Origin of the sequence: Streptomyces sp. NBC_00178 (assembly GCF_036206005.1) — a bacterium.
GTDB lineage: Bacteria > Actinomycetota > Actinomycetes > Streptomycetales > Streptomycetaceae > Streptomyces.
On the sequence record NZ_CP108143.1, the window covers coordinates 5,621,286 to 5,642,227 of the forward strand.

At 72.3% G+C, this 20,942-nt stretch carries 13 protein-coding genes; 12 read left to right on the forward strand and 1 reads right to left on the reverse strand.

Going from position 1 to position 20,942, the window contains the following annotated elements:
• Positions 1-70: 70 nt before the first annotated feature.
• The 4 genes from OHT61_RS32555 to OHT61_RS24715 all read left to right on the forward strand — a co-directional run bounded on the left by OHT61_RS32555 (position 71) and on the right by OHT61_RS24715 (position 6,963).
• The gene (locus tag OHT61_RS32555; protein WP_443049525.1) at positions 71-907 is read left to right on the forward strand and encodes a type VII secretion system-associated protein; all 837 of its coding nucleotides are present in this window, start codon (positions 71-73) and stop codon (positions 905-907) included.
• Positions 904-2,277, forward strand: a complete 1,374-nt coding sequence (locus tag OHT61_RS24705; protein ID WP_329041239.1) for a ricin-type beta-trefoil lectin domain protein — start codon at positions 904-906, stop codon at positions 2,275-2,277. Before OHT61_RS32555 ends, OHT61_RS24705 begins: the two co-directional genes overlap by 4 nt.
• Positions 2,278-2,422: 145 nt before the next feature.
• Positions 2,423-5,734: a right-handed parallel beta-helix repeat-containing protein gene (locus tag OHT61_RS24710; RefSeq protein ID WP_329041240.1), complete on the forward strand. Its 3,312-nt coding sequence runs from the start codon at positions 2,423-2,425 to the stop codon at positions 5,732-5,734.
• Positions 5,731-6,963 carry a S8 family serine peptidase gene (locus OHT61_RS24715; RefSeq protein ID WP_329041241.1) on the forward strand — a complete coding sequence of 411 codons (1,233 nt, stop codon included), beginning with the start codon at positions 5,731-5,733 and terminating at the stop codon, positions 6,961-6,963. Before OHT61_RS24710 ends, OHT61_RS24715 begins: the two co-directional genes overlap by 4 nt.
• Positions 6,964-7,048: 85 nt before the next feature.
• On the opposite strand, the gene eccCa is transcribed toward OHT61_RS24715, so the two are convergent.
• Positions 7,049-11,068: a type VII secretion protein EccCa gene (gene eccCa, locus OHT61_RS24720; protein WP_329041243.1), complete on the reverse strand. Its 4,020-nt coding sequence runs from the start codon at positions 11,066-11,068 to the stop codon at positions 7,049-7,051.
• Between the two features lie 450 nt (positions 11,069-11,518).
• On the opposite strand from eccCa, the gene eccD reads away from it, so the two are divergent.
• From eccD to OHT61_RS24760, 8 genes are all read left to right on the forward strand, one after another.
• The gene (gene eccD, locus OHT61_RS24725) at positions 11,519-12,925 is read left to right on the forward strand and encodes a type VII secretion integral membrane protein EccD (protein WP_329041245.1); all 1,407 of its coding nucleotides are present in this window, start codon (positions 11,519-11,521) and stop codon (positions 12,923-12,925) included.
• Positions 12,926-12,971: 46 nt separating this feature from the next.
• Positions 12,972-14,576 carry a type VII secretion protein EccB gene (gene eccB / locus OHT61_RS24730; RefSeq protein ID WP_329041247.1) on the forward strand — a complete coding sequence of 535 codons (1,605 nt, stop codon included), beginning with the start codon at positions 12,972-12,974 and terminating at the stop codon, positions 14,574-14,576.
• 472 nt (positions 14,577-15,048) lie between these two features.
• Positions 15,049-15,384: a hypothetical protein gene (locus OHT61_RS24735; RefSeq protein WP_327113586.1), complete on the forward strand. Its 336-nt coding sequence runs from the start codon at positions 15,049-15,051 to the stop codon at positions 15,382-15,384.
• A gap of 89 nt (positions 15,385-15,473) precedes the next feature.
• Positions 15,474-15,782: a WXG100 family type VII secretion target gene (locus tag OHT61_RS24740; protein WP_329041248.1), complete on the forward strand. Its 309-nt coding sequence runs from the start codon at positions 15,474-15,476 to the stop codon at positions 15,780-15,782.
• Between the two features lie 155 nt (positions 15,783-15,937).
• Positions 15,938-16,402, forward strand: coding sequence for a type VII secretion system-associated protein (locus OHT61_RS24745; RefSeq protein ID WP_329041249.1), 465 nt, complete (start codon positions 15,938-15,940; stop codon positions 16,400-16,402).
• A 149-nt stretch (positions 16,403-16,551) separates the two neighbouring features.
• Positions 16,552-19,920, forward strand: a complete 3,369-nt coding sequence (locus tag OHT61_RS24750) for an AAWKG family protein (RefSeq protein WP_329041250.1) — start codon at positions 16,552-16,554, stop codon at positions 19,918-19,920.
• Between the two features lie 181 nt (positions 19,921-20,101).
• Positions 20,102-20,557, forward strand: coding sequence for a YbaB/EbfC family nucleoid-associated protein (locus OHT61_RS24755; RefSeq protein WP_329041251.1), 456 nt, complete (start codon positions 20,102-20,104; stop codon positions 20,555-20,557).
• Between the two features lie 3 nt (positions 20,558-20,560).
• Positions 20,561-20,932 (forward strand): hypothetical protein, encoded by a 372-nt coding sequence (locus OHT61_RS24760; RefSeq protein ID WP_329041252.1) that lies wholly within the window; start codon positions 20,561-20,563, stop codon positions 20,930-20,932.
• The last annotated feature ends 10 nt before the right edge of the window (positions 20,933-20,942 follow it).

A 20,942-nucleotide genomic window follows, 5' to 3' on the forward strand; every position in this document is an offset into this window, starting at 1 on the left:
ATCCCTATGAGTTCAGGTGGAGATGCGGCCCGGAGAACGCCAAGACAGCGGTATTGGCGGCCCGTTCGTCATGCCGGAGGCTGTCGGCTCGGCCACGGAACCCGAAGCATCCGTACCCGGCGCTCCGGCGGCCGATGACGGAGACCTCAGCCGGATACCCGAAGCGGTGATGGCCGCTGCCCGCCGGGCGCCGGGCCACTGGATCGGCGTGGTGGATCCGGAGTGGGCCGGGGAACGAACGCCGCCGGAGTGGGCGGTGCTGGGGGAGTGGCAGTCGGACGAGTCCGGGGGCGTGGGCGAGTACCGCGCCAACCCGGCCTACCGGCCCTCGGCCCGGGTCCTCGGCTGGCCGGAGCCCACCGATCCGGTCGACGCGGCGGCGCAACGTGCCGCCACCGGCTACGGCCCGGTGGAGGACGCCCTCGCGGCGCTCGCGGAGGCGGAGGTGAGTGTGCTGCGAGGGACGGACGGTGAGCCGCTCGCGGCAGCCGGGCGCGACGGGCACCCGGTGATCCTCCTGTTCACCTCGCCCGCACACGAGTTCATGTCCGCGGAACTGCGCCATGACAGGCTGCCGGTAAGGGAATTGACCCGCTCACCGAGAGGTCCCGGCGCCATGCTGATGGTCAACGCGGGGGCCGCCGCGCCCCTTCTCGTCCCGATGGAGAGTCTCATCGGACACCCGGACGCCCCGGACGCCCCGGACGCCTCGGACTTCCTGGACGCCTCGGACTTCCCGGACGCCGGACGCGGGCCCGCCGGTGACCCGGCCGGGGCTGCCGCCGAGGCGTCTCCCGCCTCCGAAGACGCCGTGGACCGCACCGGTGTTCCGGACGCGGCTCCTGCCGCGGGCCGGGCCGACAGCTCATCCGAACCCTGGCCCCACACCACAGGGAGGACCCCGTGACACGTACGACCCCGCAGGTCCCCGCCTCCTCCGGTTCCCGCCCGGAGTCCGTATCCGAGGCGGCGGGGGAGCCGGCCGTCCCCGCGGCCTCCGAACCGGCGAGCCCCGGGACGGCCGGCACCGACACTCCGGAAGCCGGCCCGCGGACGCCCGCGGCCCTGGGCACCGAGCCCGCGCCGGAGGAGGCCGGCGGCTCCGCGAGTACGTCGGGCGCGGCCGGGGACTCCGCCGCCACGACTCCGAAGACGCCCGCGGAGGGGCAGGCCGCTGCGCCGCAGGCGGGTACCGCGGGCGCCGGCGTGCGGGCCGGTACCGCGGAGACGTCGTCGCAGGCCGGGTCCGCCGACCCGGACCTGCCGCGGTCCGAACCCGAGCCCGAGTCCGAGTCCGGATCCAGGGCTGAACCCGAACCCGAGCCCGAGTCCGAGTCCGAGTCCGGATCCAGGGCCGAACCCGAACCCGATGCCGCTGCCGCCGCGCAGAGCCGGCTGCCGGGCCTGGTGCGGACCATGACCACCACCGCGATCGGGCAGCCGCAGCAGCAGTCCGGGCCGGTGGGCAGGCCGGGCAAGGCGGTGCTGGCCGGGGCCGCCGTCGCCGGGGCACTCCTGGTTTCCGTGCCGTTCCTGGTCCTTGCCGGGAACGACGACGACGGCCCCGGGAAGCAGTCGGTCGCAGCGGCGGGGACGGTGCTCGACGGGAGCGGGCAGGAAGCCCCGGGCGACTTCGCCGTGACGCCGCCCGAGAGCGGTGCGCCGGACGAGGACAAGCAGAAGGCCGGCAAGGCGGACGCCCCGGACAAGCCGGTGCACCACGCCCCGCCTTCCGCCGAGGACACGGACGACGACCCGCCGAAGAAGGCGGCCGGATCCGGGAGCCGGCCCAAGAGCGAGCCGAAGAAGCCGAGTGGTGAGAAGCAGTCCGGCGAGACGAAGCAGTCCGGTGGTGCGAAGAGCGGGCCCGCGAAGGCTCCCGCCGTCACCTTCAGCGGCCCCGTCTCCTTTCGCAGCCACCTCTCGGGCCGCTGCATCGACGTACCCAACCACGACTTCAGTGACGGCAAGGCGCTGCACGTGTGGGACTGCAACAACGCCCCGGCGCAGAAGTGGCGGTTCGCCTCCGACGGCACCATCCGCATCCAGGACAAGTGCCTGGACGTGGCCAACGCGAACTTCAGCGACGGCACGCCCATCCAGATCGCCTGGTGCAACGGCAACGCCGCCCAGCAGTTCGCCCTGAACGGCAGCCACGACCTGGTCAACACCGTCGTCGGCATGTGCGTCGACATCGCGGGCGCCAACCGCAACAGCGGGGCGGCCCTGCAACTGCTGAAATGCTCGGGCAACGACGCCCAGAAGTGGAGCACCTGACCCCGCCCCGCCCGGTCCCGGGGGCACCGCTCCCGGACCCGCATGCCGCGCAACGAGGCATGATGACCACGTCGGCTCGCCGACACGCGCCCCCGGCCCACGGGGGCGCCCGCTGAAGACGCCGCCGTAGCAAGGAGGTTGGTGCGTGTCGCGCCAGGTACTGTCGGTCGGCCCCGGGGACCGCTACACGACGATCGGTGAGGCACTCGCCGCTGCCCGCACGGGGGCGCTCATCAGTGTCCGGCCCGGGACGTACGCGGAGAACCTCGTGATCCACACCCGGGTCACCCTCACGGCCGCCGAAGGCCGGGGCACCGTGGAGATACGCCCGCGAACGGGCAGCGTGGTCGCGCTGCGCGCCGACGCCGTGATGCTCTCGGAGCTGACGCTGCGCGGTGGTGACGCCGAACTGCCCGCCGTGGACGTGCGGCGCGGCCAGGCCGCGTTCGACGGCTGCGAGATAGTCGGCGCCGCGTGGACCGCGATGCTGGCCGGTGGGACGGGTTCGCTCGCCCTGCGCAACTGCCGGGTGAGCAACCCGCAGGGCGCCGGCATCGTGGTGACGTCCACCACCCCCACCACCGTCGAGTCCTGCACGCTCGAACACCTGGGTACGAGCGGACTGGTGCTCGCCGAACAGGGTGAGGCACGCGTCCGCGACTGCACCGTGCGCGATGCCCGGGGCAACGGCCTGCTCGCCAACGGCGAGACCCGCGGGAGCGTCGAGGACTGCGACATCTCCTCCACGGACAAGCCCTCCATCGCCCTGGAGGAGAACTCCGCCGTCTCCGTGGTCCGCACGGTCGTCCACGACACCAGCACCGGCGTCCATTTGAGCAGCAAGGGACGTACGACGCTGGAGGACGTCCGCGTCACCGGCGCGTCCGGGAACGGCTTCGCCCTCGCCGGGGGCACCGATCCGGTGCTGCGCCGCTGCCGCGTCTCGCGTGTCCGCGGCCACGGGGTGCTCGTCACCGACCGGGCACGCGGAACGTTCGAGGACTGCTGGGTGGACGGCGCACAGGGTGCCGCGCTGCGCGTCGCCGGGGCCGCGTCGCCGGCGCTGACGGGCCTGACGGTCCGCGACTGCGACGGGCCCGGTCTGCTCCTGGAGGAGGACTCCGCGCCCGAGCTGGACCGCCTGGAGGTCATCGGCGGTTCGCCCGCGGTCGCGCTCCTCGGCGGGGCCAACCCGCTGCTGCGCCGCGCCCGGCTCGTGGAGCCCTCCGGTGACGGCATCCACGCCGCCAAGGAGGCCCGGGGCCGCGCCGAGGACTGCGAGATCGTCCGTCCGAAGGGCGCGGGTGTCCGGGTGGCCTCGGGCAGCACCCTCTACCTGGCAGGTGGCGGGGCGTCCGACGCCGCGACCAGCGGCCTGGTCGTGGAGGACGGGGGCAACGTCACCGTCCGCGACTTTCGCATCGAGGTGTCCGGTGAGGAGGGCGTCGTCGTGGCCGGCGGTGGCGAACTGACCGCCAACCGCACCACGGTCCACGCCCCGAAGGGCCACGGCTACCTCCTCCGCGAGGGCGCGCTCGCCTCGCTCAGCGGCTGCGAGGTCACCGGTGGTGCCCAGGACGGCTTCCGGGTGGAGTCGACGGCGCCGGTCTCGCTCGTCAACTGCTTCGCCCGCGAGAACGAGGGCGGCGGGCTGGTGCAGACGGCGCCCGGCGAACGGCTCGCCGTGGAGAACCTGAGCAGCACCGGCAACGGCAAGCGGGACGCCTGGGGCACCGGAAGCGCGGAGAACACCGATCCGGCCGGTTCCGGGGCCGCGGACGGACCGCGGCCGGACCGCGCCGACGGCCCGCTCGGCGCCCTGAACGCGCTGATCGGACTGGAGAACGTCAAGCAGCAGGTGGGCACTCTGGTCAACCTCACCCAGCTGGCCCAGCGCCGTGAGCAACTCGGCATGCCCGCACCGCCGATGAGCAGACACCTGGTCTTCGCCGGTCCGCCCGGCACCGGCAAGACCACCGTCGCCCGCCTCTACGGGGCGATCCTGGCCGAGCTGGGTTCGCTGCGCAGCGGGCACCTGGTGGAGGTCTCGCGGGCCGATCTCGTCGCTCAGGTCGTCGGAGGCACCGCCATCAAGACCACCGAGACCTTCCGACGCGCGCTGGGTGGGGTGCTGTTCGTCGACGAGGCGTACACGCTCACCGCGGACAGCGGGAACGGCGGCGCGGACTTCGGCCGCGAGGCGGTGGACACCCTGCTGAAGCTGATGGAGGACCACCGCGACGAGGTGGTCGTCGTCGCCGCCGGATACTCCCGCGAGATGGAGTCCTTCCTCGGGTCCAACCCCGGCCTCGCCAGTCGCTTCTCACGGACCGTCGAGTTCGAGAACTACTCCGTGCCCGACCTCGTGGCGATCATGGAGAGCATGTGCGCCCAGCACCAGTACGAGCTGGGAGAGGGTACGGCGGCGGCGCTGGCCGCGCACTTCGGGGCGATGCCGCGGGACGCCGGTTTCGGCAACGGCCGTGCAGCACGGGGGGTGTTCGAGGAGATGGTGGACCGGCAGGCGATGCGGCTGGCCGCCCAGGCACAGGTCGGTGAGCGTGACCTGCGCCTGCTGCTGCCGGAGGACGTGTCCGCCACGGCCGCCGCGGCGGCAGCCGACACCGCCGTACCGGACGACGACCCGCTGACCCGCCTCGGCGACATGATCGGGCTCGCCGGGGTGAAGCGGGAGGTGGCCGATCTGGTCAACCTCATCACCACCGCCCGGCACCGGGCCGCGGCGGGGCTGCCGGTGCCCACGCTCAGCAACCACCTGGTCTTCACCGGTCCCCCCGGCACCGGCAAGACCACCGTCGCCCGCCTCTACGGCGAGGTCCTGACCCAGCTCGGCGTCCTCCAGCGAGGGCAGCTGGTCGAGGCCGCGCGCGCCGACCTCGTGGGCCGTTACATCGGCCACACGGCCCAGCTCACCCGTGAGGTCTTCGAACGCGCCCGCGGTGGCGTGCTGTTCATCGACGAGGCCTACACCCTCACCCCGCGCGGAGGCGGCGCGGACTTCGGCCAGGAGGCGGTGGACACCCTGCTGAAGCTGATGGAGGACCACCGCGACGAGGTGGTCGTCATCGTCGCCGGATACACCGACGAGATGGAACGCTTCCTCGACTCCAACCCGGGCCTCTCCTCACGCTTCCCGCGCCGCATCGCCTTCGCCGACTACTCCTCCGAGGAACTGGTCACGATCGTGCGCGCCCAGGCCGCGGCCATGGGCTACGACTGCGGGCCGGGCACCGGCCCGCTCCTCAAGGAGTACTTCGACTCGCTGCCCCGGGACCGTTCCTTCGGCAACGCCCGCGCGGCCCGCCAGATCGTGGAGTCGATGGTCACACGGCAGGCCGGGCGGCTCAGTTCGGTGGCCGTCCCCACCCTGGAGGACCTGCGCGTCCTCCTGCCCGAGGACGTCACCGCCGCGGCACCGAAGGTGGCGCCCCGATGAGTCCGAGCCCTCGCGGTGTCGCCCGCCTGCTGTCCGGCGCCGGTCTCGCCGCGGCCCTGGTGCTGCCGGTGGCCTGCCCGGCCGTGGCGCAGCCCCTCCAGCGGGTCCCGGCGGCCGACGGGAAGAAGGGGCAGGAGCTGCCCGGGATGCCGTCGGTACTCGACGCCGACGGGCAGGCGGCCTGCACCCCGGCCTCGCGCGCGGAGGCGAAGAAGCAGGACTGGTCGCGCCAGCGCCTGGACCTGGACCGCCTGCACGGACAGAGCACGGGCGCGGGGACGACCGTCGCCCTGATCGACACCGGGGTGGCCACGGCCGCCGCCGGCCTGAGCGGCCGGGTCACCGCGCAGGGAGCGGCCGGTGACGACTGCGTCGGGCACGGCACCTTCCTGGCCGGGCTGATAGCCGGGACCGGCGGGGACAGCCCCCGCCTGGCCGGGGTCGCGCCGGCCGCGAAGATCCTCGCCCTGCGAGGCACGGACCCGCGCGGCCGGGCGAGCGCGAGCCTCGTCACGGAGGCGGTACGCGAGGCGACGGCCGCCCGGGCCGACGTCATCGCCGTCGCGGTGGCGCTGCCGCGCCGGGACGCAGGACTGACCCGGGCGGTCGCCGACGCGCGCCGCGCGGGCGCGGTCGTGGTGGCCGCGGCCACTCCGGACCCGCCGTCCAGGGGTTCCGCCGACGAGATCCCCGTGCGTACGTACTGGCCGGCCGGTGAACCCGGGGTGCTCTCGGTCGCCGACATGCTTCCCGGCGGTCTCCGCCCGGACGGCTCCCTGCGCACGTCCGGCATCGACCTGGCCGCCCCCGGTGCGGGCGTGGTCTCCGGCGGTCCGCGCGGCGACGGCCACTACCTCGGTGACGGCGCCTCGGTGGCCGCCGCGTACGCGGCCGGGGCCGTCGCCGCGGTCCGCGCGGCCTACCCGGGCGAGGCGCCCGACGACGTCGTCCGCCGCCTGACGGCGACCGCGTACCCCGCGGACATCCCGCAGTTGGACCCGTACGCCGCCGTCACCACGATCCTCGGCGAGCCCGGTGCGCGCGGCGCCGGGCGCCCCGCGGAGCCGGTGGCGCTGCGTGACACCTCCTCGGCCGATCGTGCGACGAGCCGCGCGACCCTGTTCGTCCTCCTCGGCTCGGCCGGGGTCCTCGCCGCCCTCTGGGCGGGCTTCGCCTTCTCCCGCGCCCGTGCGCGCGGCTGGCGCCCGGCAGGCGCGGGCGGACCCTGAACGCGCTGAGCCGACCGTACGACGGCGGGCTCCGTCCCCGAGGTGCTGCCTCGGGGACGGAGCCCGCCCTCGTACCGTCCCGGTCCTACTGCGCCCGGCTCTCCTCCACCAGCGCGGTCTGCATCAGGCGCGGCTTGCGGCGCGCGATGTGCAGGGCCCGGCCGGGCGGAAGGTTGAGGGGCTTCGCGTTGCCGAAGAGGCGGCCTTCCGTGGGCGGGCAGGACAGAAGCACGGCAGGGTTGTTGGCCTCGTCCAGACGGCGGATCAGACCGTCGCTGAGTCCGCGGCCCGCGCCCATGGCGCTGCGGGCCACGACCAGGTGGAGGCCCATCTCGAAGCCGAGGGTGACGTTCTCGAAGAGCGGCTCGAAGGGGCTCTGGAAGGAGTTGCCGGAGACCATGTCGTAGTCGTCGACCAGGATGAACAGCCGCGGACCGGTCCACCAGTCGCACGCGCGCATGCGGGAGGGGGCGATGTCCGCGCCCGGCACGCGGGTCTTCAGCGCGCGGGACGCGCCGTCGATCGTCTCCTTGAGGCTGTCCAGCGAGATCACGTGCCCCAGCCGGTACTCCTCGGGCACGGCGTCCACCAGGGTGCGGCGGTAGTCCACCGCGATGATCTTCGCCTCCTCGGGCGTGTACCGGTCCGTGATGCCCTTGCTGATGGCGCGCAGCAGATTGGTCTTGCCGCTCTCGGTGTCGCCGACCACGATCAGGTGCGGGGTACGGCTGAAGTCGTGCCACACCGGTTCCAGGGCGTCCTGGTCGATGCCGAGCGCCAGGCGCATGCCGCCGCCCTCGGTGGGCTCGGGCGCCGGGAGGTCCGCCAGCGGCATCCGGTGCGGCAGCATCCGCACCTGCGGGGCCGGTGCGCCCTGCCAGTGCCGGGAGATCTCGGCGACCAGATGGGCGACACCCTCGCCGAGGTCGTCCAGGGAACCGCTGCCGTCCAGCCGGGGCAGACCGGCGAGGAAGTGCATCTTGCTGTCGGCGGTGATGCCCCGGCCGCCGCTGCGCGGCACCGAACGGGCCTTGCGGGTGTCGATCTCGGAGTCCATCGGGTCACCCATCCGCAGTTCGAGGCGGGTGGCGGCCTGGTCCCGGACCTGGGCGGAGAGCTCCACCCACCGGGTGGTCGTGATGATGAGGTGGATGCCGTAGTTGAGGCCCCGCGCGGCGAGTTCGTTGAACTTCGGGATGAGGTCGTCGTAGTCCTGGCGGACCGTGGACCAGCCGTCGACGACCATGAACACGTCCCCGAACGGTTCGTCGGGGAACTCCCCGGCGGCCCGGCGGCGGCGGTAGGACTGCATGGAGTCGAGGGTGTGGTCCACGAAGAACTGCTCGCGCCGGGCGAGCAGCGTCATCACCTCGGCGACGGCCCGGTGCACCCGCTCCGGGTTGAGCCGCGCCGCGACCCCGCCGACGTGCGGGAGGGCGGCGAGCTGCGAGAGCCCGCCACCGCCGAAGTCGAGGCAGTAGAACTGGACTTCGCCGGGTGTGTGGGTGAGGGCGAGAGCGGCGATCAGGGTCCGGGCCAGGGTGGACTTGCCGCTCTGGGAGCCGCCCGCGACGGCGACGTGGCCGCCGGCTCCCGAGAGGTCCACGACCAGCGGGTCACGGCGCTGCTCGAACGGCTTGTCCACGAGGCCGACGGGAACCCGCAGTCTGCCCGTGCCGTGCCATCCGGCGGCCGTGAGCCCGCGCTCGGGGTCGGCGGCGATGCCGGGAAGCAGAGCGTCCAGCGGGGAGGGCTCGTCGAGGGGCGGCAGCCACACCTGGTGCGCGGCGGGGCCGGAGTCCCGCAGCCGGTCGAGGGCCACGTCGAGCAGGGCCTCCTCCTCGCCCGCCTCCTCGGTCTCGGGCTCGGGCTCGGGCGCCGGGTCCAGTGTCCGCGGCACCACCCAGCCGCTGGTCCACGGCACCACCTGACTGGCGACCCTGGCCCGGACCACCGCGCCGGTCCTGCGGCGGTAGGTACCGGACGAGTACGCGGCACGGAACCGGGTCAGCGCCTCCACGCCGGACTTCAGGTAGCCGCTGCCGGGCTGGGCCGGCAACTCGTAGGCGTCCGGTACGCCGAGGACGCCCCGGCTCTCCATGGCGGAGAAGGTGCGCAGGCCGATGCGGTACGAGAGGTGGCTCTCCAGTTGGTGCATGCGGCCCTCGTCCAGGCGCTGCGAGGCGAGCAGCAGGTGCACTCCGAGTGAGCGGCCGAGCCGGCCGATCATCACGAACAGGTCCATGAACTCACGGTGCGCGGAGAGGAGTTCACTGAACTCGTCGACCACCACGAAGAGGCTTGGCAGCGGGGTGAGGTCCGCACCGGCGGCGCGGGCGCGCTCGTACTCCAGGGCTGAGGTGTAGTTACCGGCGGAGCGCAACAGCTCCTGGCGGCGTATGAGTTCACCGTGGAGCGCGTCCTGCATGCGTTCGACGAGGGCGACCTCGTCGGCGAGGTTGGTGATGACGGCCGAGGTGTGCGGAAGTTCCTCCAGGCCGAGGAAGGTGGCGCCACCCTTGAAGTCGACCAGGATGAAGTTGAGCGTTTCGGAGGAGTTGGTGAGGGCGAGGCCGAGCACGAGGGTCCGCAGGAGCTCGCTCTTGCCCGAGCCGGTGGCCCCGATCAGCATGCCGTGCGGCCCCATGCCGCCCTGCGCGGACTCCTTGATGTCGAGGTCGACGGGCCGGCCGTCCGCGCCGACCGCGATCGGCACCCGCAGCCGGGTGGAGCCCGTGTGCCGGTTGAAGAGGGTGTGCGGGTCGTGCCGGTGCAGGTCGGGGATGCCGAGGAGCGTCGTCAGCTCGACGTCGGCGTCCAGGGGCTGCGCGATGTCGGTGCCCAGGCTCATCCGGCGGGGGGTGAGCAGCCGGGCGAGCGACTCGGCGCCCACCGGGCCGAGCCGGTCCGGCCTGCCGAGCGGCACGGAACGCTCCTTGCGGCTGCGGTCGGTGCGCACCAGGCTCACCCGGTCGGGCCCGGCCGTCAGCCGCAGCGTGTTGCGGCCCGGCCGCCAGCGCAGCGCCCCGGACACGTCCAGGGCCAGCGCGTTGCGGTAGCCGTGACCCTCCCAGCGGTGCCCCTCGGGCACGGTGACGCCGTCCAGGACGACGATCGTGTACGGCTCGTCCCGGCCGGGGCGGGCATCCGGGTCGAAGGCCGGACGTTCGGCGAACTCCACGCCGAGCAGGTCGTCCAGCTCGGTCAGGTCGGCGGTGATCCGGCGGGCCTGGCCCGCACCGTCCTCCTCGTGCGGATCCAGCACGTGCGGCAGCCACTTCGCCCACTCCCAGTCGGGCCGCCGCTCGTCGCTCACGCACAGGGCGATCCACAACTCCTCGGGTGCGTGGAACACCGCGAGCTGACCGATGACGGCGCGTACCAGGGCGCGTACCGCCTCGGCCCCGGCCTCCGGGACCGCCGCGCCGCCCTCCCCGGTCGCCGGGACGGCCGAAGGGGCGGCAGCGCCGTCGCCGTCGCCGGGCGTCTCCTCGGGGCGCAGGAGGATGCGGGCCGAGGACCTCAGGTAGAGGCCGAGGGGCTGCTCGGGAATGGTGGAGTAGGCGCGGATGAAGCGGCGCAGGGCATGGGCGCAGAGCGGTTCGAGATCCTCCACCGGGCGGGTGGAGACCGGGTCCAGCGTGAGCGCGAGCTGCTGCTCGCCCACCGCGAGCCGGACCTCGCCGAAGTCCTCGTCGGCCGGGCGGCGTTCCCAGAGCCGCGAAGTGCGTGCCAGCGAGCGCAGGGAGTGCGGCTCCGGGTGGCGCCAGGCCAGCGCCCGCTGCTGCTCGGCGATCGTGGTGCGGACCCGCTTACGGGTCTGCGCCAGGTAACGGAGGTAGTCGCGGCGCTCACCCCTGAGACGCTGCTTGCGCTCGCTGGAGCGGCGCATCAGCTGCCCCAGCAGCATGGCGCCGGCCGACAGTGCCATGACGCCCATCGCCAGATACATGAAGACGCCGTTGCCACCCCCGGGCCGCAGGAACATCAGCATCATCGACACCGACATCAGGGCCATCGGCAGATATGTCCATATCGCCGAAGTGTCGGGCACCGTCTCGGCGAGGACGGGTGGTTCCTGGAGGGTCAATTGCCCCTCGGGCATCTCCGGTCCGCGCCTGCGGGCCGGCCGGCGAAACAGCACCACACTCAAGGAACAGAACCTCCGGTTTCACAGCCTTCCGGTCCGTACCGAATGCAGGAGGACCCGGTAGCGGAAAAGGCCGCAGCGCGCTGATTCCCGGGTCCACGCGTGACGCGGTGAACGCCGGGTGAATGATTCGAGCCGACGGCGGCGGACGGCCAACTCCCTTGACGGGCAATTGCATACGGGATAGGACGCCGGTCCGCAGTACGACACGGTGGTCGTAGGCAGTAGTCTGCATTCACCGAACGCGACCTGTCCACGCGGGAGTGCTGGACGCCGGACATCGGACCCGATTCCGTTGCCCGTCAGCCCTGTTCCCGCCGTGCGGACCTTCCGTACTGTTCGCACGTCCCCCGGTCCGGGGGAGTCCTCCTGTCAAAGCCTCCACGGAAGACGAGAGTTCAGCCGATGACCGACAGTGCGGTGGCCGAATCGTGCCGCCTGACCGTGCGTGCGCCGAGCGTCACCATTGATCTGGCCGTGCCCGCCGACGTCCCGGTCGCCGACCTGCTGCCCACGCTCCTGCGTTACGTCGGCGAGGAGGCCGAAGAGGCCGGACTCGACCACGCGGGCTGGGTGCTCCAGCGGCTCGGTGACGCCCCGCTCGACGAGGAGAGCACCCTGGCCCGCGCCGGGCTCGCCGACGGCGCCGTGCTCTACCTCCGCCCGCACACCGAGGCGCTGCCCGAGGCGCGGCTCGACGACCTGGTCGACGGGATAGCCGACACCGCCGCCCGGCGGCTCCACACCTGGCACCCCGGGGCCGCCCGCGGGCTGCTCGTGGGCACCGTGGTCGCGACCGTGGCCGCCGCTCTCCTCCTCGTCTTCCGGCCCGGGGTGGCCGGCTCGGGCTCCACCCGGGCGGCCTGCGCCGCGGTGGCCGGGCTGCTGCTGCTCGCGGGCGCGGGCTCCGCCAGCCGCGCGGTGGGCGACCGGTTGTCCGCGACCGCCCTCGGCCTGATGGTCGCCCCCTGCCTGGCCCTGGCCGGCTGGGTGCTCCCCGGCGGCGACATCACCGGACCGGACGCGGCGCAGGTCGTGGGAGCCCGGCTGCTCGCGGCGGGCGCCGCCGGCGCGGGCGGTGCGGTCATCGCGCTCGCCGCGACGGCTGTGGGCGCCCCGGCCCTGCTGGCCACCGCGGTGGTCTCGGTGGCCTCCGCGATCGCCGGAGCCCTGATGGGATACACCGGCCTGGGTGTGCCCGCCGCAGTGGCGATCGTGGCCACGGTGGTCGCGCTCGCCGCCGGGACGGTCGCCCCCTTCGCCTTCAAGCTGGCCGGGATGCGGCTTCCGTCGCTGCCCTCGTCCGCCGGGCAGCTCCAGGAGGGCATCGACCCGTACTCGGGTGACGAGGTGGCCGAGCGCACCGAACTGGCCGGGCGCTGGGTCACCGCGCTCTTCGCGGCCACCGGGGTCATCGCCGCCGCCGCACTGGTCGTGCTCGCCCAGCACCCGAACCTGCCCGAGGTGCTGACCGCACTGGTCCTGAGCCTCCTGCTGCTCCTGCACTGCCGGGGCCTGGTGCACATCGGCCAGCGGCTGACGCTCGCCGTCCCGGGCATCTGGGGCCTGCTGCTGCTCGCCCGCGCCTGGGCCGTCGACAGCGACGGCACCGGACGCATGGTCGTCTTCGCGGTGCTGCTCGCCGCCGCCGCCGGACTCGTGACCGCCTCGTGGACGGTGCCCGGCCGACGGGTGCTGCCGTACTGGGGCCGGGCGGCGGAACTCGCGCACACCGGCTTCGCCGTCGCGCTGCTCCCGCTCAGCCTCTGGGTGACGGGCCTGTTCGGCTGGCTGCGCGGCCTGTTCGGCTGAGAGCAGCCGTACGACCCGTACATCGGACACGAGTTGAGGAGAGGCCGTGCAGTCCAAGCGCGACCAGGTTCAGGCGCACAGCTTCATGATGGGCAGGCTGAGTTCAGGTCTGCTGACGGCCGACCCGGACGCCCCCGAGAGCCCGCTCGGGCGCACCACCCGGGGTGTGGTGTTCGGCGTCCTGGTGACCGTCCTGATCGGCGCCGGTGCCACCGTGTTCGGTCTGCTGCGCCCGGGCGGCAACGACGGCTGGCGGGACGGCGAGCACCTGGTGGTCAACCGTGACACGGGCGCCCGCTACCTCTGGACCGGCACCGACGGCGTGCTCCATCCCGTACGCAACTACGCCTCCGCTCGGCTTATCGGCGGCTCCGACCTGGCGACCGTCGACGTGGCAACCGCCTCGCTGCGGGACGTGCCCGTGGGCCCGCCGGCGGGCATACCCGGCGCACCCGACGCGGTGCCCGGACCGGGTGAACTCGACGACGGCGCCTGGCACATGTGCGTGACCGGGCCCGGCGGTCCGCTCCCCAGCACGTCCGGTGGGGTGACCGGAAGCGGTGTGGAGGAGCCCGGTGCCACCACGGTGGTCGCGGGGGCTCCGCTCGGCGCCCAGGGCATCGGCGGCGGCCGGGGCGTGCTGGTCGTCGGACCCGAGGACACCGAGTACCTGGTCTGGCGGGGCAGCAGGCTGCCGCTCGACCGCGATTCCGACGCCCGCAACGCCCTGGGCTACGGCTCGGAGCAGCCGATGCCCGTCTCGGCGGCCTTCCTCGACGCGCTGGCCCCCGGCCCCGCTCTGAAGCCACCCTCCGTGCCCGGGCGAGGTACGCGAGGGCCCGACCTGGGTGGCGAAGCCACCCGGATCGGCCAGCTTTTCGAGGTGAGCGTGCCCGGCGGCGGCAGCACGTACCACCTGCTGCAGAAGGACGGGCTCGTGCCGCTGACGCGTCTCGGCGCCGCTCTGGTGCTGGGTGACCCCGCCACGCAGAAGGACGCCTACGAGGGGCGCTCGCCCGAGGTACGGGCGGTCGGAGCGGACGCGCTGCGCACCCACCGGGCGAAGGACTCCGCGCCCGCCGCTTCCGCGGAGCTCCCGGACAGCCCGCCCGCCCCGCAGTCCGCCCCGCGCGGTACGGCGCTCTGCGCGCAGGTGGACGGCGGCGACGGCGGCACCCGGATCAAGTCCGTGCTGGTGCCGCTGAGCCGCCTCGCGCCGGTCGTGGTGTCGGAGGGCACCGCCCAGCCGCTCGCACCGGCGTGCGTCCGGACGGACGCCACGGTCGTACGGCCGGGACGAGGCGCCCTCGTACGCGCCCTGAACGCCAGCGGCGCGGCGCACGCCGGCACCACCTATCTGGTCGCGGAGAACGGCGTCAAGTACCGCGTTCCGGCCAAAGATGCTCTGGCCGCCCTCGGCTACGGCGCAGGGGACATCGGCTCGGTACCCGCACCGATGCTGGCCGCGCTCCCGACCGGCGCCGACCTGGACCCGGGCGCCGCGTCGGGCGCCTCCGATCCCCGGGTGACGGCTCCGCGCTGCGGCACCGGCGAGGCGCAGGCGGAGCGCGCGCCGGAGGGCGCGGCGGAAGCCGCGGCCGCAGCGGCGGGCGAGCCGGGGACCGCCGCGGTGTCCGGCTCCTCGTCCTGACCGTGGCCCTTACCCGGCACATACCGCATAGGCCGCCGAAGAAAGAGAGCCGACGAAAGAGATAGGGCCGGGGAGAAATTTTCCCACGCGTGCGGCGGCCCGTCCGATCCGTCATGTGCCGATCGCGAAGAGAAACCTCAGAGAAAGCTCAGATTTCCACCGGGGCGCACCCGCGGAAATGCCGGGAATGCGCGCGCGCCGCCGGAAACGGGCTGCTTCGATGCCCGTTTGCCTTCTCCTGCCGCCCGTTCGCCGACCGTTTTGCGCCCGGGGGTGCGATGGCTCGCCCGGCCACGGGACCGGTGTGTTCATCCCGTCGCAACATTGCGACAACTCCCGCGCCGTACAAGGATTCTGACGAACCGCCCTATGCTCAAATCTTGCCCAACACACGTTGCGCGGAACGCGGGGTTCTCTTTAGCCTCAGCGGGCAACGCCGCAACGAGACCGGCCTCGACGAAGGGAGCGCGACATGGCGGACAGCGCCGCAAGGAAAGCGGACTATGCCAAGGGCTTGGGAGGTGTCTCCTCCCTGGAGTCGGCCCGCAGCGCGGTGGAGAAGATCCAGAACAACGTGGGTGAGATCGCCGCGCGTTCGGGTGTCGGCGGGGACGAGGGACAGGCCCTGCTGAAGCTCTTCCGCAGCTGGAACGCGGAGGCGCAGAAGGTCGTCATCCAGATCAGCAAGATGGTCGACGCGCTCCAGGAGAACGTGACCTCGGCCGACCGTCTGGCCAAGGAGAACCAGGACCTCACCGAGGTGCTCAACAGCAAGACCAGCCAGGGTGTCTTCGAAGCACTGCGCTGACCCGCCCCTGCGGCACCGGCCTCCTCAGGGACGGCCGGCATCCGTGACCTCGCCGGGCCCCGCGGCCCGGCCACCCGAGAGGAGATGTCATGGCTGACGGCATCATCGATGTGCAGTACGCCACGGTCCGGCACGCGATCGAGGAGCTGAAGGACCAGACCCAGCAGATCATCACGACCCTCAACAACCTCGAGGACGAGCTGAGGCCGCTCGTGACCTCGTGGGAGGGTGACGACCAGCAGATGTACCGCGGGGTCCAGGCGGAGTGGGACCAGGCCACCAAGAACATGGCCCTCCTCCTCGGCGACAGCGGCGAGCTGGTGCAGAGCATCCACGACAACCACTCCCGTGACGAGCGCAAGAGCGCCGACAACTGGGGGAACGTGCGGGCCCGTTAGGTCCCGGCCGGGGCCCGTCTCCACACATCCGGAGGGCGGGCCCCGGCTTCGTGCGCGCCCTGGCGCGCATCCGCCGGCCGCACCGGCGTCCGTACGGGGCGCAGGGCCGGCCGCTTCGCTCCCCCGCCCGGCACCGAACCGCAGGAGGACGTCCCATGGCCGGTGAGAAGGCCGACGTCAAGCACTTCGACCTCAAGCAGATGGAGTACTTCCGGGACAACGAGGTGCAGCCGGTGTACTCCGCCGCGAAGAAGCACAAGGAGGACGGCGACGGCGCCCACATCCGTCCGCTCGGCCACCTCGTCGACGGTCACACCACCCCGGACAACCTGGCCCAGGACAAGCAGCTCCTGCGCATCGGCAGGATGGTCACCGAACCCCTCGTCTCGGGGCCGAAGCTGATCGAGGGCATACGCACGGCGGCCGTGGCCGTCGACAAGCTGCTGGGCGACCAGATGGACCTCTTCAAGGAGCTGAAGGAAGCGCTCACCGAGACCATCGAAGAGGCCAACAAGACCAAGAACAAGAACCTCGACGCCATCGACGCGCAGACGCTGCTGCAGACCTTCGACGAGGTCGACACCCTCACCAGCGGCTCCACGGGCGAAGAGACCACCTGACCGCCGCCTCCGCCTCCCGATCCCGTGTCATGCCCGGGCCCCCGCGCCTCGTCGGCCCGGCGGGGCGGGCGTGAGGTCCGCACGGCCGCGCGCCAGCCCGCGGGGCCCGTGCGCCGACCCGGACGACATCCGACCAGAAAGGGCCTCCGGTGGCCGATCGGTACGATCCCAACTCCGGCGCCAACCTCGACAAGTTCGACAGCGCCGGCGACCCCTCGACCGATACCTGGGCCACCCTGGTCACCCACATCACGGGATATCCGGTGCCGGACCGCAGCACCGTCTTCGACACGCTCCGGTCCGACCACGGCGGCAAGCTGTTCCGGATGGACATCAAGGAGCGCAGCCTCAGCCTGCTCGTCAAGGACTCCGGGTTCCTGACGAACAAGGGCGAGGACTACGACATCTGGTTCTTCGACAGCGGCAAGAAGCGTTCCATCATGCAGGCCCGGATCGTCTTCGAGGGCCGTGTGAAGGCCGGTGAGGAGATCATCTTCGCCGGGCCCGGCTCCGACAACGTCCACGACGCTCAGGTCCGCGAGGGCAACGAGTTCACGGACTACAACAAGGACAAGATGAGCACCATCCCGCTGGCCCGGTACATGAACGGGCCGCGGGCGGCACTGCTCGGACTGCTGGGCGGCAGCACGCAGGACGCCCGGTTCAGCAGCCTGGGCGTCCCCGGAGCCGACGTGGTGGACCTGAACTCCTTCAACACCACGGGGGACTCCTTCGACTTCGCCGCCAAGTTCTTCAAGGACCACGCTGTGGTGCTGAAGGACTGGGAGGACCGCTTCGGCCGGGACGACGCCAGCTGGAAGGGCGAGGCGGCGGAGGTCTTCCGCAGCCTTGTCAAGAAGATCCGCGAGAACTACGACAGCTACGTCGAGACCTTCAACTCCAGTGTCGGCACCGGGGACGAGACCGGCACCGGCAATACGGTGTACTCGCGAGCCCTGTCCCTGGGCCGCACCTACCTGGAGGACTCGGCGACCAAACTGCTGGACGCCTGGCTGGCATGGGCCAAGTCCGCGTACTACGACCCGCACCAGGTGCTGCGCTACGTCCTGGACGAACTCGCGCAGTGGGTGGACGCCAACAACGTGGCCAAGACGGACATCAAGTCGTACACGAACCGCTACACCACGACCGTCAGCCACAGTCCGCAGGGCGGCTTCTCCCAGGTGCACCCGGAGTACGGCGACCTCAGCGACATCGCGAACTGGGCGAAGGTCGGCGACAAGGCGGTCAAGATCTGGTCCCAGGGCGTGGACGAGTACCTGGGCAAGCCCGCCGCCCAGGTGCAGTCGGCCCTGAACAACCACTTCCTCGATCTGGGCGAGGACTTCTCCGACAACGTCCCGAAGCCGAAGTCGACGAGCACGGCCTCGGAGGAGTACGAGAAGAAGAAGCTCAAGGAGGAGCAGGACGAGATCAACCGGCAGAACGAGGAGAACCGGAAGTACCAGGATGAGCTTCGCGCTGAGCAGGAGCGGCAGCGCGAGGAGGACAGGAAGTACCAGGACGAACTCCGTGAGGAGCAGAACCGGCAGCGGGAGGAGGACAAGAAGTACCAGGACGAACTCCGTGAGGAGCAGAACCGGCAGCGCGACGAGGACAAGAAGTACCAGGACGAGCTCCGCGAGGAGCAGCGCAAGGAGCAGGACGAGGCCAAGCGCCTCCAGGACGACCTGCGCAACGAGCAGAACCAGCAGCGCGACGAGGACAAGAAGTACCAGGACGAGCTCCGCGAGGAGCAGCGCAAGGAGCAGGAAGAGGCCAAGCGCGAGGCCGAGGAACAGCAGAAGGCAGTGCAGGAGAGCCTCGGCGGGCTGAACGACCCGAACGGGCCCGGAGCGCAGGACATCGACTCACTGCTGAACGGCAACATCCCGGTCACGGAGAGCACGGGCAACCTGGGAGACCTGAACGGGGACCAGCAGGGCGGTCCTGCCCCGGTCGCGCAGAACCTCGGCAGCCTCGGCGGGATCAACGGTGGCCCGGGCGGGACGAACAAGGCCGCCGACGACGCCAACGCGGCCATCAGCCAGAACCTGGGCAACCTCGGGGACCTGAACAGCGGCGCGGGCGGCTCCCTCGACACCCCGACCGGGGGCAGCACCCAGCTCACCGACGCCGGGCTCACCACGGACTTCCCCGACGGCTCCTCCAGCACCTTCGACCCGGACAGCGGGCTGGTGACCACCACGCACCCCGACGGCAGCGTCACCACGCAGGACCTCGGAGACGGCGCGCGGCTGACCAATCCGGACGGCTCCGTCACCTCCCTCGGTGACGACGGCCGGCTGACCACGACCTTCCCCGACGGGACGACCCAGGTCGTCGACCCGGCCACCGGTCAGGTCACCTCCACGGCGCCCGACGGCACCACCACCACGCAGAACCTCGGCAGTCTCGGGAACCTCAACGGCCAGAACGGCCCCGGCGACCTGGGGGACCTCGGCGACATCAACTCGGACGTGACGACGGAGTCGCTCGGCGATCTGGGGAATCTGAACGCCGACCGGTCCGCCCTGGAGACGCCCACCGGCGGTGAGACCGCACTCGACGACGGCGACTTCACCACCACCTTCCCGAACGGCGGCGAGGGTGTCTTCGACCCGGACACCGGGATGTTCACCTCGACGAGCCCGGACGGGTCCACGGTGACGACCGACCTCACCCACGGGGCGACGGTGACCAATCCGGACGGCTCCGTCACCTCACTGGACGACGGCCGGCTGTCCACGACGTTCCCCGACGGCAGCAAGCAGGTCATCGACCCCGACACCGGCATCGCCACCGTCACCGACCCGCAGGGAAGGACCGAGACGGTGGACCTGCACGACCTCAACACGCGGGGTGGAAACAGCACGTCGGACTTCCTCGACGATCTCCGCGACCTGGGTGGCTCCGGCGGCCCGAACGGATCCGCCGGACTCGGCGCTCTCGACGGCGTGGGCGGCGGCGGACCCGCCTCCCGGGATGTGCCGTTCTCCGAACTGGGGGTCGGTGGAGGCCAGGTGGGCGCAGGCGCGTCCGTCCACGGTTCTTTCGGGGCGGACTCGGCCTCCCTGGGGGGAGGCGGCTCGGTGGCCCCGCTCTCGGACGGCGTCACGGGCGGCGCGGGCACCTCGCAGATTCCCGCTGCCGCCGGGCCGGGCGCCCCGGGAGCCCCGGGCACGCCCGGCAGCCCGGGTATGCCCATGGGTGGCGGAATGGGCGGTATGGGAGGCGGCGGCGACAAGGGCAACGGCGAGCGCGTACGCGCCGTGCTGGTCGACGCGGCCGAGGAGAGCGAACGCCGCAACCGGCGCAGGCGCAGCCCGTGGAACCGCCAGGAGGACAGCGACACCTTCCTGACGCCGGCGTCCCGGGTGGCGACGACCGGCGGCGACTCCCGCGAGGAGGAGGCGGAGCCGGGCCGCAGGGCCACCACGTCCGCCGACTACCTGGAGGAGGACGCCGACGTGTGGGGCACCGAGGAGGGCGGCACGCCGGCCGTGATCGGTCGATGACGGGCCGTCAGGTGGTGCTTGTGCGGGGTGGGGAGACGCACACCACCCGGCCCCGGCTTCCACTCCGCGCCCCGCACCAGGCAAGATCGGTACGGCAGTTGCCCGGATCGCGAGCAGTGCCGGGCGCGCCGGCCGGGCGCCCGGGTGCACGGAGTGGACGACGGAGAAGGGCGGGGCGGGCGTGACGGAGCCGCTGGAGAAGCGACTGGAGAAGGCCATGGCCGAACTCCAGGCAGCGCAGGAGGCCGTGGCGCGCACCGAACGCGAGCTGCGGACGGCGTCGTTCGCCGCGCTCTCCTCCGACCGTGCGGTCCGTGCCACCGCGGGTCCGCAGGGCGAGCTGACCGGGATCGACTTCCTGGAGAACAAGTACCGCGACATGTCCCCGCAGGAACTGGCCGCCAGCGTCCTGGAGGCCGCGAGCGCGGCACGCCTGAAGATGAACAGGCACGTCATGAAGGCGATGGCGCCCTTCACCGAGCCCAGCAGCGACGTGCCGGAGCTCAAGGGCTTCGAGCTGGACTGGGAGCGCATCTTCGGGCCCGAGGTGCTGCGCGGGGACGACGACGATCCCGCACGCGGTGGCCGTGCGGCCCCGGCCTGGCGGGACGCACTCGGCGAAGAGGGAGGGGACTGACCCATGGGACAGCGCTACTACGTCGACCCGCAGCGCATCGAGGCTCTGGCGAGGCAGCTGGAGGAGATCGGCACCCTGACCAGGAGCATGACCGAGGAGTTCCTGGACGAGCTGGCCCCCACGGTCAACTGGCCGGGAACAGAAGGCGAGTTCGCCGAGAAGGCCAAGCCCCAGGAGCAGAAGGAGCGGCAGACCACCAAGGAGACCATGATGGCCATCCGCGAGGCGCTGGTGGGCATCACGGACGCCACGGTCAGCCAGGTGCGGATGATGAAGGACACCCGCGACCACAACATCGAGGAAGTCGAGAAGGGCACCAACCGCATCGACACCCACGGACTCGACGGCGGCCCGGGCGGGCATGGCCGCCGCTGATCCCCGCACC